At 71.4% G+C, this 15,890-nt stretch carries 12 protein-coding genes and 3 pseudogenes; 9 read left to right on the forward strand and 6 right to left on the reverse strand.

Annotated features, from left to right (window positions below):
• Positions 1 to 305 precede the first annotated feature (305 nt).
• The gene (locus ACWBNA_RS09385; protein WP_482703987.1) at positions 306 to 770 is read left to right on the forward strand and encodes a DUF1349 domain-containing protein; all 465 of its coding nucleotides are present in this window, start codon (positions 306 to 308) and stop codon (positions 768 to 770) included.
• Positions 771 to 865: 95 nt separating this feature from the next.
• On the opposite strand, the gene ACWBNA_RS09390 is transcribed toward ACWBNA_RS09385, so the two are convergent.
• The 3 genes from ACWBNA_RS09390 to ACWBNA_RS09400 all read right to left on the reverse strand — a co-directional run bounded on the left by ACWBNA_RS09390 (position 866) and on the right by ACWBNA_RS09400 (position 4,397).
• Positions 866 to 2,038, reverse strand: coding sequence for an FAD-dependent monooxygenase (locus tag ACWBNA_RS09390; protein WP_482703787.1), 1,173 nt, complete (start codon positions 2,036 to 2,038; stop codon positions 866 to 868).
• A 209-nt stretch (positions 2,039 to 2,247) separates the two neighbouring features.
• Positions 2,248 to 3,609, reverse strand: a complete 1,362-nt coding sequence (locus ACWBNA_RS09395; protein WP_482703788.1) for a 6-phospho-beta-glucosidase — start codon at positions 3,607 to 3,609, stop codon at positions 2,248 to 2,250.
• Complete coding sequence (locus ACWBNA_RS09400) at positions 3,606 to 4,397, reverse strand: DeoR/GlpR family DNA-binding transcription regulator (protein WP_482703789.1); 792 nt, start codon at positions 4,395 to 4,397, stop codon at positions 3,606 to 3,608. The genes ACWBNA_RS09395 and ACWBNA_RS09400 overlap by 4 nt, the downstream gene beginning before the upstream one ends.
• A 308-nt stretch (positions 4,398 to 4,705) precedes the next feature.
• Between ACWBNA_RS09400 and ACWBNA_RS09405 the strand changes: the two genes are divergently transcribed.
• The 3 genes from ACWBNA_RS09405 to ACWBNA_RS09415 all read left to right on the forward strand — a co-directional run bounded on the left by ACWBNA_RS09405 (position 4,706) and on the right by ACWBNA_RS09415 (position 7,870).
• The gene (locus tag ACWBNA_RS09405; protein WP_482703790.1) at positions 4,706 to 5,983 is read left to right on the forward strand and encodes an extracellular solute-binding protein; all 1,278 of its coding nucleotides are present in this window, start codon (positions 4,706 to 4,708) and stop codon (positions 5,981 to 5,983) included.
• A 130-nt stretch (positions 5,984 to 6,113) separates the two neighbouring features.
• Positions 6,114 to 7,040: a carbohydrate ABC transporter permease gene (locus ACWBNA_RS09410; protein ID WP_482703791.1), complete on the forward strand. Its 927-nt coding sequence runs from the start codon at positions 6,114 to 6,116 to the stop codon at positions 7,038 to 7,040.
• Positions 7,041 to 7,090: 50 nt separating this feature from the next.
• Positions 7,091 to 7,870, forward strand: a complete 780-nt coding sequence (locus ACWBNA_RS09415; protein WP_482703974.1) for a carbohydrate ABC transporter permease — start codon at positions 7,091 to 7,093, stop codon at positions 7,868 to 7,870.
• Between the two features lie 12 nt (positions 7,871 to 7,882).
• On the opposite strand, the gene ACWBNA_RS09420 is transcribed toward ACWBNA_RS09415, so the two are convergent.
• Complete coding sequence (locus tag ACWBNA_RS09420; RefSeq protein ID WP_482703792.1) at positions 7,883 to 8,746, reverse strand: class I SAM-dependent methyltransferase; 864 nt, start codon at positions 8,744 to 8,746, stop codon at positions 7,883 to 7,885.
• A 74-nt stretch (positions 8,747 to 8,820) separates the two neighbouring features.
• Between ACWBNA_RS09420 and ACWBNA_RS09425 the strand changes: the two genes are divergently transcribed.
• Entirely contained in the window at positions 8,821 to 9,252 is a 432-nt protein-coding gene (locus ACWBNA_RS09425) for a helix-turn-helix domain-containing protein (protein WP_482703793.1), read from the forward strand.
• A 94-nt stretch (positions 9,253 to 9,346) separates the two neighbouring features.
• Here ACWBNA_RS09425 and ACWBNA_RS09430 read toward each other — a convergent pair whose 3' ends face one another.
• Together ACWBNA_RS09430 and ACWBNA_RS09435 are read right to left on the reverse strand one after the other, a co-directional pair.
• On the reverse strand, positions 9,347 to 11,530 hold the full coding sequence (locus ACWBNA_RS09430; protein WP_482703794.1) for a serine/threonine-protein kinase: 2,184 nt from the start codon (positions 11,528 to 11,530) through the stop codon (positions 9,347 to 9,349).
• Positions 11,531 to 11,598: 68 nt separating this feature from the next.
• A complete protein-coding gene (locus tag ACWBNA_RS09435; RefSeq protein ID WP_482703795.1) occupies positions 11,599 to 11,898 on the reverse strand; it encodes a hypothetical protein in 300 nt (99 codons plus the stop codon).
• An 18-nt stretch (positions 11,899 to 11,916) separates the two neighbouring features.
• Here ACWBNA_RS09435 and ACWBNA_RS09440 point away from each other — a divergent pair.
• The 4 genes and pseudogenes from ACWBNA_RS09440 to ACWBNA_RS09455 all read left to right on the forward strand — a co-directional run.
• A pseudogene (locus ACWBNA_RS09440) lies at positions 11,917 to 11,976 on the forward strand (hypothetical protein); the annotation flags it as partial.
• 68 nt (positions 11,977 to 12,044) lie between these two features.
• Positions 12,045 to 12,179 (forward strand): annotated as a pseudogene (locus ACWBNA_RS09445) (HupE/UreJ family protein); the annotation flags it as partial.
• A gap of 118 nt (positions 12,180 to 12,297) precedes the next feature.
• Positions 12,298 to 12,543: a hypothetical protein gene (locus ACWBNA_RS09450; protein ID WP_482703988.1), complete on the forward strand. Its 246-nt coding sequence runs from the start codon at positions 12,298 to 12,300 to the stop codon at positions 12,541 to 12,543.
• Between the two features lie 158 nt (positions 12,544 to 12,701).
• Positions 12,702 to 15,886, forward strand: a pseudogene (locus ACWBNA_RS09455) (amidohydrolase family protein); the annotation flags it as partial.
• Positions 15,887 to 15,890 lie beyond the last annotated feature (4 nt).

Below are 15,890 nucleotides of genomic sequence, written 5' to 3' on the forward strand. Positions count from 1 at the left end.
CACCGCCGGGGTGCTGAACGAGGGCATCAGCGGCAACCGGATCACGGCCGGCGTGGCGACCTTCACGGTCACCCTCACGAAGGCCACCGGCGCGCTGATCTCCCGGGTGCCGGTGAGCGCGTCCTACCGGACCGGCGGCACGCGCGGTTCGGCGTTGGCGAGCGTCCGGCTGATGGCGGGCACCGGCGTGGGGGACTCCTACCGCACCGCCTCCGTGGGGACTCCTACCGCACCGCCTCCTTCAACGACGCGGTCTTCGGCCAGTCGGGCGACGCGATCGCCATCGAGGGAGCGGGCGCCGACCTGTGGAGCGGCACCAACGAGTCGGCACGGTCTACCGGGCCGCCGCCTTCGGGGCCTGTGCGACCGCCACGGTCCAGGTCACCTCGCAGGACACCACCGGCGGCTGGGCCCGCGCCGGACTGATCGTCCGCAACGACCTCTCCGAGAACGGCTCGGCCGGTTACGTCAATCTGGCGGTGACTGCGTCCAACGGCTGCGCGCTGTCCTGGGACTCCGACGGCAACGGCCAGTTCGACGCCATCGAACTGACCGGTTCCCTGGCCGCCCCGGTGCATCTGCGGCTGACGCGCTCCGGCACCACGTACACCGGTGAATGCAGCCGTGACGGCGTCTCCTGGACCAAGGTCGGCACCGCCACACCGGGCGGCGTCGCCGACACCCAGGACATCGGCGTCTTCATGACGGCCGCCAACGGCTGGACCGACACCCGCGGGATCGCCGGTTTCGAGGACTTCTCCGTCGACTGAGCGGACGGACGGACGGAGGGGCGGGCGGACGGGTCCGCGCCGGAGCCGCATCACGCCTTTCCGGCCCGGCCGTCGCCGTACGGCCGCTCGCCCGGTCACACCTGCTCGTCACGGACGTCGGCCGCCCACGTGGTCGCCTGCGGCATGAACGCGTTCTGCGCCGCGTACGCCGCCATGCGGGCGTTCCGCGCCTGGGCTTCCGGGCCGTCCGGCAGGTGGTAGTCCTCGCCCGCCCGCGCGGAAGCGGTCTGCGTGCTCGTGGCGGCCGCCAGCCGCCGGCGCACGTACCGGTCGAGCGCGTCGGGCACCTCGGCCGGTGCCGCACCCGCCAGGGTGTCGCCGAGCACGGCCGCGTCCAGGATCGCCTGGGCCGCGCCCTGGGCCTGGAACGGCACCATCGCGTGGGCGCTGTCGCCCAGCAGGGTCACTCGCCCGACGTTCCACCGCGTGAGCGGAACCCGGGTGTGGATGCCGTAGCGGAACACCTGGCCCGCGCGTTCGAGGACGGTGAGCACCCGGGAGTCCCAGCCGTCGAACTCGCGCAGTTGCTCTCCCGGTTCCGCCCGGGCGGTCCACGACTCCTGCCCCGTCCGCGCGCGGAACACGGCCACGACGTTGAGCAGTTCGCCACGGCGCACCCGGTAGTGGACGAAGTGCCGGTCGGGTCCGAGCCAGACCCCGGTGTCCGGCAGCTCCAGATCGGCCACCTCGTCGGCCGGGAGCAGCGCGCGGTAGGCGGCGGTCTTCGAGAAGATCGCCTCGTCCTCGCCGAAGAGCCACTGGCGGGCCGCGGACCGTACCCCCTCCGCGGCCACGACCAGGTCCGCCCGCAGGCGCTCGCCGCTCGCCGTCGTCACGTGGGCGGACTCGTCGTCCTGGTCGATTCCCGCGACCTGGGTGTTGAGGCGCATCGACCGGGGTGGCACCGCGGCGGCCAGCGCATGCTGCAGATCGGCCCGGTGGAGTTGCAGGTAGGGCGCTCCGAACGCGTCCTCGGCCTCGCGGCCCAGCGTGTGGCGGCAGATCTCGGCTCCGTCGGACCAGGTGCGGAAGCTGATGTGAGAGGGACGGGCGGCCCGTGCGGCGACCGCGTCGAGCAGGTCCAGTCGGCGCAGCACGCGCGTGGCGTGGGGCGCGAGTTGGATTCCGGCTCCGACCTCGGTGAGCCGCGGCGTCTGCTCGACCAGCGTGACCTCGTGGCCGGCCCGGCGCAGGCTCAGTGTCGCCGCCAGCCCACCGATGCCCGCACCCACGACGATCGCCCTCATGCCACGACCTCACTTCGCCCCGCTCACGTGCCCGCGCCCTGACGGGCGACCTGGCCGAACCCGAGGGGATCGGTCGTTCCCGACCTGCTCGCGACCGTCAGCCGGGGCAGGGTATCGAACGGAACCGCACCGCTGTACGGGGCGTTTCGGCCCACGTCGTGCGTGGTGAACCCGCGGCGGCCGCGCCGTCGCACGGCCGGGGGAGGGGCTCAGCGACGCAGGTAACCGAGTTCGGGGAAGTGGCGCTGGTAGGCGTCCAGCAGGCGTTCCGCCACGGCGTACGAGTCGATCAGCGGATGGATGGTCAGCGCCTTGACCGCGTGGGCGCGCTCGCCGGTGCCGGCGGCGTGGATGACCGCACGTTCGACCGCCTTCACCGAGCACACCAGGCCCGTGCCGTGGTCGGGCAGGGGGGCGCCGGAGATGGGGCGGGCGCCGTTGGCGTCCACGTGGCAGGGGACCTCGATGACGGCGTCGTCGTCCAGGACGGGGATCCGCCCGTGGTTGCGCACGTTGAGGACGAGGGTGGCGCGCTCGTCCCGGGCGATGGCCCGCATGAGGGCGAGGGCCACCTGCTCGTATCCGCCGGATTCCAGGTCGCAGGAGGCCCGTTCGCCCATGCCGACGGCGTCACGGTTCTCGGCCATGTACGTGGTCTCGCGCTCCAGGCGGGTGGCGTCCCACGCTTTCCAGGCGGCGCGGGGCACGGGCGGACCGCCGTCGGCGGTGCCCATGGCGTCGTAGAAGCGTTGCTGCTGGGAGTGGAGGAAGGCGCCGCGGGTCTGTTCGGCGGCCCGCGCCGAGTCGACCGACTCGCGGTGGAAGTAGTAGTAGTGCAGGTACTCGTTGGGCAGCACGCCGAGTGTGCGCAACAGGTCGGCGCCGAAGAGCTTGCCCTCCTCGAACGAGGTCAGCGCCGCCTCGTTCTCGAAAAGGGACGGCAGCAGGTCCCGGCCGTCGGCGTACAGGCCGCACAGCCAGCCCAGGTGGTTCAGGCCCACGTAGTCCAGGCGGACCCGGGCCGGGTCGGCGCCGAGCGCGCCGGCCACCCGGCGGCCGAGGCCCACCGGCGAGTCGCAGATCCCGATCACGCGGTCGCCGAGGTGGGCGGTCATGGCCTCGGTGACCATGCCGACGGGGTTGGTGAAGTTGATGACCCAGGCGTCGGGCGCCCGGGCGGCGATGCGGCGGGCGATGGCGACGGCGACCGGGACGGTGCGCAGCCCGAAGGAGATGCCGCCCGCGCCGACGGTCTCCTGGCCCAGCACGCCTTCCTCCAGGGCGATCCGCTCGTCCGCCGCTCGTCCGGCGAGCCCGCCGACGCGGATGGCCGAGAACACGAAGTCGGCTCCGGTGACGGCCTCGTCGAGGTTTGTGGTGACGGTGACGACGGGCGGGTCGCGGTGCCCGGCGGACTGGTCGACGAGGACCTTGCGGATGGTCGCCAGCCGCGAGGGGTCCAGGTCGTACAGGGTCACCTCGGTGACGCGCCCTTGGCCGTGATCGCCCAGAAGCGCCCGGTAGACCAGCGGGACCCGGAATCCGCCGCCCCCCAGGATGGTGAGTCTCATACGTCGACCACCTCGACTCCCGCCTCGCGCAGTCGGGCACAGGTCTTCTCGTCGGCGCCGGAGTTGGTCACCACGACGTCGAGTTCCTGCGGCCCGCACACCCGGGCCATTCCGGTACCGGGGAACTTGCCGGCGTCCGCCAGCAGGACCACCTGGGCGCTGGCGGCGATCATCGCCCGCTTGACGGGCACCTCGACGGCGGTGGTGTCCAGCACCTGGCCGTCGGGACGGACCCCGCTGGTGCCGAGGAACAGCCGGTCGGCGTGGATCTGCCGCAGGTTGTCCTCGGTGAGGAAGCCCACCAGCGAGCGATAGTCGCGCCGGACCACACCGCCCAGCAGGATCAGCTGGACGTCCCTGTCGTCCTGGAGCTCCTCGTAGACGGCCAGGTTGCTGGTGATCACGGTCAGGGACCGCCCGTGCAGATGGCGGGCGACCCGGTGAGCGGTGGTGCCAATGTCGAGCAGGACCGTCTCACCGTCCTTGACGAGTTCTGCGCACCAGGCGGCCAGGGCGTCCTTGGCCTCGACGCGGACAGCGGCCACGTCGGCGAACGGGTCGTCCTCGCCGAGGAGTGGAGCGGCGCCGCCGTAGACGCGTTTGAGCAGGCCCTCGTCCTCCAGTTGCACGAGGTCACGCCGGATCGTGGCCTGACTCGCTCCGACCTTCTCGGCCAGGGAGGTCACGCTGGTGGGACCGGCGGCGCGCAGGACGCGGAGGATCAGCTCATGTCTGCGGTCAGGGAGCATGCCGCTGACCATACTCGTCGGCCCGCCAAACTCAAGCAAAGTCGCGCATGAATGTCTCGATCACTGCTTGACTCTTGTCAAAACCGCTCACCGGGTGCACTCTCTTGCGTAATTCGAGCCGGGTTCGGGCCCCACTCCGGTCGGTCGAAGCGGATCAACGGCGCTTTTCGCCGCCACTCACGCGTCGGCACCGTCTGAGAAGACCACGTCACACGTTCCGGCCGGCGAGGTGCGCTCGCCGGTCACCGTCCCTCTTCAGCCATCCGGGCCCCGCTGTCCCCGCCCTCGCCCATGACTCACAGGTCCCAGCCGGACACGCCGAACACGCCCAACACCAGGAGAAGACCGTGGACCTTTCCCGCAGACGATTCCTTCAGGCCGCCGTACTGACGGCCGCCACGGCAGGTGCCACCGCGGCGTGCGGCGGCGGCGCCACGACGAGCGGCAGCAAGAACGACAAGAACCTGAGCCTCTGGTACTGGTCCGGCGGCCTGAGCGACAAGGTCGTCGCGGACGCCAAGAAGCACTTCTCCGACATCAGCCTCAAGACCTCCGTGGTCGGCGGCGACTTCAAGACCAAGCTGCTCACCGGGCTGCGGGCCGCGCAGTCCGCCCCGGACATCACCGGCATCAAGGGCGAGGACATCGCCTCGTTCCTGCCCAACGCCAACCGCTTCATCGACCTGAAGACCCTCGGCGCGGACAAGGAGATCTCGCAGTACCTGTCGTGGAAGGTGAAGCAGGCAACCACTCAGGACGGCAAGCTCATCGGCCTCCCGATCGACGTCGGCCCGTGCGCCATGTTCTACCGCGAGGACCTCTTCGCGAAGGCGGGACTGCCCACCGACCCCGCCAAGGTCTCCTCCGAACTGTCCACGTGGGACGCCTACTTCCAGGCCGGCGTCGAGTTGCACAAGGCCGAACCGAAGACCTTCCTGATCAACAACATCGGTTCGGTCTTCTCGATGATCGTCGGCCAGAACATCCACCGGTTCATCGACGAGAGCAACAAGTTCATCGGCGACCAGGACCACATCCGCGCCGCCTGGACCACCGCCGTGAAGCCCTACACCCTCGGCATCGACGCCAAGATCAACGACAACACGTGGAACGCCGCCGTCAGCGGCGGCACCCTGGGCACCGAGATCGGCGCCGCCTGGCACGCGCTGGACATCACGAGCGCCGCCCCGGACACCAAGGGCAAGTGGCGGGTGGCGAACCTGCCGGGCGGGCCGTCCAACCTCGGCGGATCCTTCCTGGCCATCCCCGCGACCAGCGGCAACCCCGAAGAGGCCTTCAAGATCATCAGCTGGATCCTCAGCCCGGAGAACCAGGCGCGCGGCTTCACCGACGCGGCGTTGTTCCCGACCGCCCCGGCCGCGTACCTGCTGCCCGCGCTGACCGGAGGCGACGCCTTCTTCGGCGGCCAGAAGACCATCGAGATCTTCGCTCCGGCGGCCGAGGACGTCCCCGCCGCCTACGAGGCCCCGGCCGACTCGGCGGTCTCGGCGCCCTTCTACAGCGAGCTGACCAGCATCGAGGCGAAGGGCAAGGACCCCGACGACGCCTGGAAGGACGCGGTCAGCCAGGCCAAGCAGATCGCCCAGCGTCAGGGAGTGAAGTGACATGTCGTCAAGCCCGGTAGCCGGTCCGGCCGCGACCGGATCGTCCTCCGGATCCGACGCCGGGGCCGCCGGCCGGCCCGGCCAGGACCGCCCACCCGGTCCGGGCCGGCCTGTCCGCCGGGTCCGGCCGGTGCCGGCCGGACCCCGGCGCGCGCCACGACGGCGGGCCGCCAGGTACTGGCCGCAGTACCTGGCCATCTCGCCGTACTACCTGCTCTTCTCGGTCTTCATGCTCTTCCCGGTGCTCTACACCGTGTTCCTGGCGTTCCAGAAGTGGGACGGCATCGGTCAGATGCAGTTCGTCGGGTTCCAGCAGTTCCGCTTCCTGTGGGACGACCCGGTCTTCTGGCTGTCCATCCGCAACACCCTGGTCATCTGGGTGCTGTCGACCGTGCCGATGCTCTTCCTCGCGCTGGTGCTCGCGGTGCTGGTGAACTCCACCAAGCGACTCACGGCGTTCTACCGGGTCGCCCTGTTCATCCCCAGCATCACCTCACTGGTGGCCATCGCGATCTTCTTCGGCGCGGTCTTCAGCAACAACTTCGGCCTGATCAACGCCATTCTCAAGTCGCTGCACCTGTCGGCGGTGCCATGGATGAGCAACGAGTGGACGATCAAGCTGGTGATCGCCACGCTGATGACCTGGCAGTGGACCGGCTACAACGCGATCATCTACCTGGCCGGCCTCCAGGCCATCCCCTCGGAGCTCTACGAGGCCGCCAAGATGGACGGGGCGGGCCCGGTACGGATCTTCTTCTCGCTCACGATCCCGCTGCTGCGGCCCATCATCCTGTTCACCGTGGTGATCTCCACCGTCACCGGCCTGCAGAGCTTCACCGAACCACAGGTGCTCTTCGGCAGCGAGGCGGCCACCAACCCCAACTCCGGCGGACCGGGCCAGGCGGGCCTGACCACGTTGCTGTACTTCTACCACCAGGCCTTCGACAACAACGACTTCGGTTACGGGGCCGCGATCGTCTGGGCCTTCTTCCTGCTGATCCTGCTCATCGTCACCGTCAACTGGCGCCTGGTGCAGCGAAAGGAGCGACGGCCGTGAACAGCCGGAACCGCAACCGCGTCCGGGGACTGGGCGTCCATGTCGTCCTGATGACCGGTGTCGTCATCTCGGTGTTCCCGTTCTACTGGATCGTCGTCATGGCGACGAACACCTCGCAGGACATCTACAGCTACCCGCCGAAACTGTGGTTCGGTTCCCACCTGGGGACCAACATCCAGCACCTGTTCGCCAAGATGGACTTCTTCGGGTCGCTGTTCAACACGGCGATCGTCGCGGTCTGCACCACCTTGCTGGTGCTGTTCTTCGACTCCCTGGCCGCCTTCGCCTTCGCCAAGTACGACTTCCCCGCCAAGAAGTACCTGTTCGGCCTCCTGCTGTCGATGTACATCCTGCCGACCCAGCTGGCGATCATCCCGCAGTACGAGATCATGGTGCAGCTGGGCTGGCTGGGCACCCTCAAGGCGCTCATCGTGCCCGCCGCCGCCAACGCCTTCGGCATCTTCTGGATGCGTCAGTACACCAGCAGCAGCGTCCCCGACGAACTGCTGGACGCCGCCCGGATCGAGGGCGCCGGCTTCTTCCGCCTGTACTGGCACGTGGTGCTGCCGTGCGTCCGCCCCGCCCTGGCGTTCCTCGGCATCTACACCTTCATCGCCGCCTGGAACGACTACATCCTGCCGCTGGTGATGCTGGTCAACCCGGACCGCCTCACCCTCCAGGTGGCGCTGGCCCAGTTGTACGCCGGCCACTCCACCGACTACAGCATGGTGATGTCCGGGGTGCTGCTGTCGGTCATACCGCTGGTCCTGGTGTTCACCTTCTTCGCCCGCGGTTTCATCGCCGACGCCACCAAGGGGGCCCTGCGCTGAGGGCCGCGGTGGTCAGACCGGTCCTCGAGCGGACGATGCCCGGGCGCCGACCATCCAGCAGGCCGCGGTGAAGCGGACTTCTGTGGCCTGCACAAAGGGGTCGAAGGCGGCGCGGACCGTCTCGACGACCTGTGCGCGGGTCTGCTCGTCCGCCGCGGGCAGGACCTGACTGACCGGACCGAGTCGGGTGAAGTAGCCGACCAGCTCCCTCTCGGGCAGTGTGCAGACCACGTCGACAGGCCGGATGTCGATCCCGGTCCAGCCGCTCTCCTCCAGGATGCGGTGCACCCTGTCCGGGTCCGCGAAGGCGAACTGCCCCGGCTCGTCCGGTCGGCGGGCGGGGAGGTCCGGCAGCAACGGGGCCGCGGCGCGTTCCGCCGTCGTCATGAACGGATTCTCCGCGGGGCCGCGCCAGGCGACGAACCGGAGCCGGGCGTCGTCCTTCGCGGCACGCCGCAGGTTGGTGAAGGCCCGGACGAAGTCCGTGAAGAACATGACACCGAAGCGCGAGATGACGGTGTCGAAGCCGGCAGGCTCGAACACGTGATCCTGCGCGTCGGCACGGACGAAAGAGGCCTGGGTGCCCTCCCGCTCGGTGCGCGCCCGGGCGGCGGTGATCATCGGCTCGGAGATGTCGATGCCGACACAACGGCCCTGAGGGCCCAACAGCCGCGCGACGGCCAGCGTGGTGCCGCCCGTACCGCAGCCGACGTCGAGCACGTGGCTTGCGGGTTCGGCGCGTACCGCTTCGACGAGCAGGTCCTCGAAGGGCCTGAGCAGGTCGTCCAGAACCGTCTGGGCCTCGACCCAGGCGTGGGCGGCGGGCCCGTTCCAACGGGCCCTTTGTTCGTCCTCGGTCCTGCGCGTGCTGTCCATGATCGTCTCCTGTGCTTGTCCTGCCGGGGCGGAGATGACACCGTTCTACTTCAAGTCGACTTGAGGTCAAGAGGATGGCAGATCTGGACATCGCCGAGGTGGCGCACCGCGCCGGGCTTCCCGCCTCGACACTGCGTTTCTACGAGGAAAAGGGCCTGATCGCCTCGATCGGCAGGCGGGGCCTGCGCCGTCAGTACGATCCCGGCGTGCTGGAACGCCTGGCGCTGATCGCCGTGGGGCGCACCGCCGGTTTCTCGCTCGACGAGATCGCGCGCATGTTCGCGCCGGACGGACAGCCCCGCATCGACCGGCAGGTGCTCGCGGCCAAGGCGGACGAGTTGGACAGAACGATCCGCGAACTCGGCGTTCTGCGCGACTCCCTGCGGCACGCCGCCGCCTGCCCGGCACCGAGCCACATGGAATGCTCCACCTTCCGCCGCCTCCTCAGGGCCGCCGCGTCCCGCGCTGTCGCGGTGCCGAGGAGACGGACTCCGCGACCGCCGTGAAGCGGACGACCGGGCATCGGAACCCCACCGGACCGGGCCGGACCGACTGACCGCGTCGGGCGAGGCGACCCACTCCGCCTGCCGACCTCGCCGATCAGGAAACGTCGGCCACCGAGAAGATCCCCTGCCCGGTGATCCCGTACAGCACACCGCCCGCCAGCAGCGGCGGCACCGCACTCGGTGTCAGTTCCTCGAAGGAGCGGCCCGCCGTGTCGAAGGACGGGGCGGTGCGCCCGATCTCCTTGCCGGTGCGCGGATCGAGGGCCAGGATGCTGGTATCCGGCATCGTGACGTACAACCGGCCCTGATGGACGGCCGGTTCGCTGAAGACGCGCAGGTCGCGCGAGCTGGTCCACAGCGGCTTCCCGCGCTTCAGGTCGAGGGCGAGCAGGGTCTCGTTGCCGTAGTCGAAGATGTACATGGTGTCGCCGTGCACCAGCGGTGGTGCTTCCGGCTCCACGCTCCAGGGGAAGTCGACCCGGCGGGTCTTCCCGCTGCCGAGATCCTGGACGAAGAAGGCGGCGGAGACCCCGGTGTCGTCCTCCCAACGCGCGTAGTACGCCGTGTCGTCGTGGACCGTGGCCAGCCACAGATCCCCCTTCGGCGCCTCGACACTGCCCAGCGTCCTGCCGGTGTGGGCGTCGAGGCGGGCTATACCGCCGGAGCCGCCGCGCAGATCGGCGTAGAGGGTGCCCTCGGTCCCCGCGTGGAACGGGCTCGCCGAGGTGGAAGTGAGTTCGCGCCGCCACAGTTCCTCACCTGTGCCCGGCTCGTAGGCCGCATAGCGCGCGACGTCGGAGGGCCCGAGCTCGTCCAGTCGTACGAGCAGCACCCCGCTCAGGTACTCGAAGCCGCCCACCGGACCGTTCAGGTGCCACAACCGTTTCCCGGTCCTGCCGTCGAACGCGTCCACTCCTTCGGCGCGGTCCGCGCTGCTCACGAACACCACACCGTCATGGACGACGGGCTCGCGCAGCGAGAAGCCGTCGACCGTCTTCCCGCTCATGGGCTTCGTCCAGTCCACCCGGCCCGTCGAGGGGTTCAGCCGCGTCAGTGCGGCCTGTGCGGAGGAGCAGAAGACGCCGAGAGCGTCCGGTGTGCATGCCGGAGCGAAGGACATCGGCTCGTCCTCGTCCGGCTCCAGCGCGTTGTGCCACGGCCGCCAGCCCGGCGGTGCCGAACCCCGGGGCGTCGCCTCAGGGGCCGTCACCCGCTGCTCCGACTGGTCGGCCTCGCCGACCGTGCTCGCCGGGTCGTCGGCCACCACGGCGACCGAAGCCGCCACGGCCACGCCGAGGAGGGCCACGCCGACGACGCCGGTCCACAGCCTCTTCCCGCGGCGCTTCTTTTCGGCCGGCTCGGTCGGCCCGGCGTCTGCGGACGGCAACGTCGCCTGTCCCGACAACGGGGTCACCGTGATCCGGGACGACTGTGCACGGCCCTTCTCGTCGGGAAGGATTTCGGGCAGCCCGGCCAGTGCGTCCAGTACCTCGCCCGACGTCGGCCGGTTCTCCGGCTCCTTCGTCAGGCAGGCCGACACCAACGGGCGCAGCGGCTCGGGAAGTTCACCCAGATCGGCCTCGCTGTGCACGGTGTTGTACGCGGCGAGATACGCGTTCTCCGCCTCGAAGGGGCTGTGCCCGGTGGCCGCGTACACGAGTACCGCGCCCAGCGAGAAGACATCCACGGCGGGGCCGACCTCGCGGGGGCGGCTGAACTGCTCCGGCGCCATGAACGGCGGCGAGCCCATCACCATGCCGGTCTGGGTACGGACGTCACTGCTGGCCGCGCGCGAGATGCCGAAGTCGATGACGCGTACCGCCCCGTCGTCACCCTCGCCCTCCAGCAGGAGCACGTTGCTCGGCTTGAGATCCCGGTGCACGACCTCGGCCCGGTGGATCTCCCGCAGCGCCTCGGCCAGTTCGGTGCCGAGACGGCGCAGCGCCCGCCAGTCCAGCGGACCCGCCTCGTCGATCCGCTCGGCGAGCGTGCGGCCCGGGACGAACGCGGTTGCCATCCACGGCCGTTCCGCGTCCGGGTCGGCGTCCACGACCGGGGCGGTGAACGCGCCGCTGACCCGGCGCGCGGCCGCGATCTCCTGCCGGAACCTGGCCCGGAACTCGGCGTTGTCGGCATACCTGGTGTGCACGACCTTGACGGCGACGGCCCGCCCCGACGCCGATCTGCCGAGGTAGACGACGCCCATGCCGCCGGTCCCGATCCGCGATTCGATCCGGTAGCCGCCGACAGACCGCGGATCGTCCTCGCGCAGGGTCACCGTGTCTCCTTCACGACGTGTGCCCGGGACGGTGCCGATCCGGACCCTTCTGCCAGGGACCGCTCACTCTAGTGCCCGGTGGCCGGGCCTTCCGGCGTTGTCAGCGCATTGGAGGTGCCGCGTGCGCGAGCGGTGCCGGGCATGCCCGGGTCGGCGACGGCACCGGGCAGGAGGCGCGATGCGTCCACGGTGAAGCCGATCGCGGCCCCGTCGCCGGACCGGGCACCCGCGAACACGGTGCCGCCGGGGGTCTCGGCGACGTCGCCGACCATGGCGAGGCCGAGTCCGGACCCGGGCGGGCCGCGGGCGGTGCCGCCCCCGCAGAAGAGGTCGAACACGCGGGCGGCAGCATCGTCCGTGTCGTGCACGTCGTCTCCGCGTTCGCCGTGGGCCACTCGCCCACGCCGGCACTGGCGTCGGCCGGAGTGATCCGCGTACCGTCACGGCCGGTCGAGACGATGACCGCCTTCGCGATCGCGGTGTCCGCACTCCACTCCATGCGCTACGCCCTCTGGTGGCTCGCGGCGAGGTCCTCTTCGCCAGTGGCTTCGGGCTCGCGCACGGGCCGGCGTTCGCGTCGCTCGTCGGTGACCTGGGGCTGCGGCGAGGCTCCCTCGTGACCGCGCTGCCGGGCTTCAACCTGGGCGTCGAACTGACCTGGTTGCTGGTCGTCGCGCTGATGACGCCGTCGCTGCTCGTCCTCGCCGCTACGGCCGTGTACCCCGCTTTCCCTGTCGGGGTGGCCCTCGTCGGCCTGCTGTTTCCCGGTGTCCTGGATGCTCGAACGGGCGGGTCTGACGTTCTCCGACCCGTTCGAAGGCGTCCAGAGCTCACTGGTCGGGCACCCCCTGCTGGTCGCCGGGTCCGTGGCGGTACTCGCCGCCGTGGCGCGGGGGCCGGCCCCACGGGCACCTTCCGAGGCGACGGGACGCTCCGCGCCCACCGAGGGCGTCGACGACCGTCCGGCCGCCGTGAGCGACGGGGCGCAGCGGGTACCCGCCGACTCCCGATGAGCGGGCCGGGCCGGTCGAGGTCACCTCGGCGGACGACGGGCACCGACGGGTGAAGATCGGCGGAGAAGTGCCGTGGCGGGGTCCGCGAGCGGGCTCCGCCCCGTACGTTCTTCCCAGTCTTTCGTCCGGCACGCCAACTCCGTGTACTGGGAGCTTCCTTGGACATCGACGGCACCGCAGGCGCCTCAGACGCCCCCCGCTTCGGCCCCCTCTCCCGTCGCGGATTCCTCCTGACCACCGTCGCGGCCACCGCGGTCGTCGCCGACGGAACGCCCGTCGCGGCCGCCGCCTCCGGTACCACAACCCTCTCCTTCACGGCCGCCACGGGCGGTTCCGCGACACTCGCCCCGTCCGGTGACCGGCTGGTCGCCGAGGTCCAGAACGTGCTCTGGTCCGTATCGCGAGAGTCGGGCGCCGCCGTCGCGCTCACCCCGCCCGGCCTCGAACCCACCCGCCCGCAGTTCTCGCCCGACGGCAGCCGCCTCGTCGTGTGCGCCTACCGCGGTGGGGGCTTCCACCTGTGGACGCTGCGGCCCGACGGCACCGGGGCACGCCAGCTCACCCACGGCCCGTGGGACGACCGGGCTCCGGCCTGGTCGCCGGACGGCACCCGGATCGCGTTCGCCTCCGAGCGCGGGGGCGACACCGTGACCGGCGCCCCGTACCGCATCTGGGTCGTGGACGTGCGCACCGGCACGCCGACCCGGCTCACCGGACATCCCGGCCGGCCGGGGCCTGGGCAGGACGCCGCCTGGGAGGACTTCGACCCCACGTGGTCGGCCGACGGTGAGCGGGTGCTGTTCGTGCGCGCGGTCGTCACCGCGGCGGGCACCCTCCGAGCGGCCACCATCGCGTCGGTGGCCGCCGACGGCTCCGGACCGGTCACCACCGAGCACACCGACGACTCCGGCGCCCAGCTCATGACCCCCGCCGTCTCACCCGCCGGCCGTCTCGCCTACCTGCGCACCACGGCCGCGCCCGCGGCCTCCAGCACCCTCGTGGTGGACGGGGAACCGGTCGCCGTCGAGGGCGACGTCCTCCCGGCGCCGCCCCGCTGGACGGGCGACGAGCGCCTCCTGCTCACGGTCGACGGTCGCTTCCGCCTGGTCGACCCGGACGCGCCGCACGACGGCGAGGACATCCCGTTCACGGCCACGCTGCCCGTGGACCGGCCCCACTACCGAGGCAAGGCGTACGACCTCGACGGGGCCGGCACCCGTCCCGTCCGCGCGCTGCACCTGCCCGCCCTGTCACCAGACGGCCGCCGCGTCGCGTTCGCCGCGCTCAACGCGCTGTGGATCACCGACACCACGGGCACCCGCGCACCCCGCACAGTCCTTCACGTCCCCGCGACCCGTTACGTCTCGGCGCCGACCTGGACGCCCGACGGCACCGCGCTGGTGTACACCGACGACCGCGACGGCCTCTTCACCGTACGGCGCCACGACCTCGGCTCCGGCGAGGAGACCGTGCTCGCCGAGGGCGGCCGTGTCTTCCCCGCCCTCTCGCCCGACGGGACCCGGCTGGCCTGCCTGGACATGTCGGGCAACCTCGTGGTGCGCGACCTGACCGACGGCGGCGAGCGCAACCTCGCCGCACCTATCGGCGCGGGCGGGCTGCCCGGCCGCCCCAGCTGGTCGCCCGACGGCCGGTACGTGGCGCTGTGCGACCGCAACCGCGTCAACCATCGCTTCCGCGAGGGCTACAACCTCATCCGGGTCGTCGACACGACCACCGCAGCCGACGCCCTGCACGCCCTCGCCCCGCACACCTCGCTCTCCGACCGCTACGACTCGGGCCCCGTCTGGTCCCCGGACGGCCGCTGGATGGCAGCCGTCGCCGAGTCGGCACTGTGGCTGCTGCCGGTGCGCGCCGACGGCAGCCCCGACGGTGAACCGCGCCGGCTCACCACCGAACCCGCCGACCACCCGTCCTGGTCCGCCGACGCCCGCACCCTGCTCTACCTGTCCGCGGGCGCCCTGCGACTGATCGACATCGGCAGCGGCAAGGCGCGTACCGTCCGCGTCCCGCTGGACTACCGCAGACCCCGGCCGGCCGCCACGGTAGTGCACGCGGGCCGCGGCTGGGACGGCACCGGCGCGGGCGTCCGCGCGGACATCGACGTCGTGGGCCGTGACGGCCGGATCGCGGAGGGGTGCGCGCACCCCTCCGCGAGCCGGCGGTCACGCACCACGACGTCGATGTCCGCGCGGACGTCCGCGAGGACATCGACGTCGTGGTCCGTGACGGCCGTATCGCGGAGGTGTCCGCGCACCGCACCGGCCGCCCGGCCGCACACCGCGTCGACGCGAGCGACCGCACCGTGATCCCGGGCCTGTGGGACGCGCACACCCACCCCTGGCAGTCCACCTACGGCGGCCGCCAGACCGCCCTCCAGCTCGCGTACGGCATCACGACGGCCGTCTCACTGGGCGGGTTCGCCTACGAGCAGGCACGCGTCCGGGAGGCGGTCGCCGCCGGCGCCCTCGCCGGACCCCGGCTGCTGGCCACCGGCGAACTGCTCGACGGGGCACGCGTCGCCTACAGCATGGGCCGCGCCCACCGCACCCGTGAGGGCCTGCGCCGCTCGCTGGCGCGCGGGGCCGCGCTGGACTGGGACTTCGTGAAGACGTACGTACGGGCCCCCGCCTGGATGATGAAGGAGGCCGCCGACTTCGCGCACGACCGGCTCGGCGTGCGCAGCGGCAGCCACCTGTGCACGCCGGGCGTACAGCTGGGCCAGGACCTGACGACCCATCTGCAGGCCACGCAGCGACTGGAGTTCGGGCACGCGACCTCGGCCACGGGGCGTGCCTACCAGGACGTCGAGGAGATCTACACCCGCGCCGCCTTCCACCTCGTCGCCACGCCGTTCACGGCACTGGCCCTGCTCGGCGCGGATCCCTCGCTCGCCGACGACCCGCGGGTCACCGCGCTCATGCCGCCGTGGGACACCGCGTTCGTCCGCCGGCAGGCCGCTCAGCAGCCGACCGGTGCCCAACTGGCCATCCTGGACAGGGAATCGGGCGTCTACCGGCGGATCCTCGCGGGCGGCGGACTGATCGCGCTCGGCACGGACCAGCCGCTCGTCCCGGTCGGGCTGCACCTGCACCTGGCCCTGCGCGCACTGCACCGCGCCGGCCTGTCGCCGGCCGAGACCCTGCGCACGGCCACCGTGCTGCCCGCGCGGGTCTTCGGCGCGGACGCCGACCTGGGCACGCTGGAGGAGGGCAAGCTCGCCGACCTCACGGTGGTGGACGGCGACCCGTTCACCGACTTCGCCACGCTGATCCGCACGGGGGCGGTCCTGCGCGGCGGTGTCCTGTTCGAACAGGCGGACCTGGCCG

This window comes from Streptomyces sp. Q2 (genome assembly GCF_056820935.1).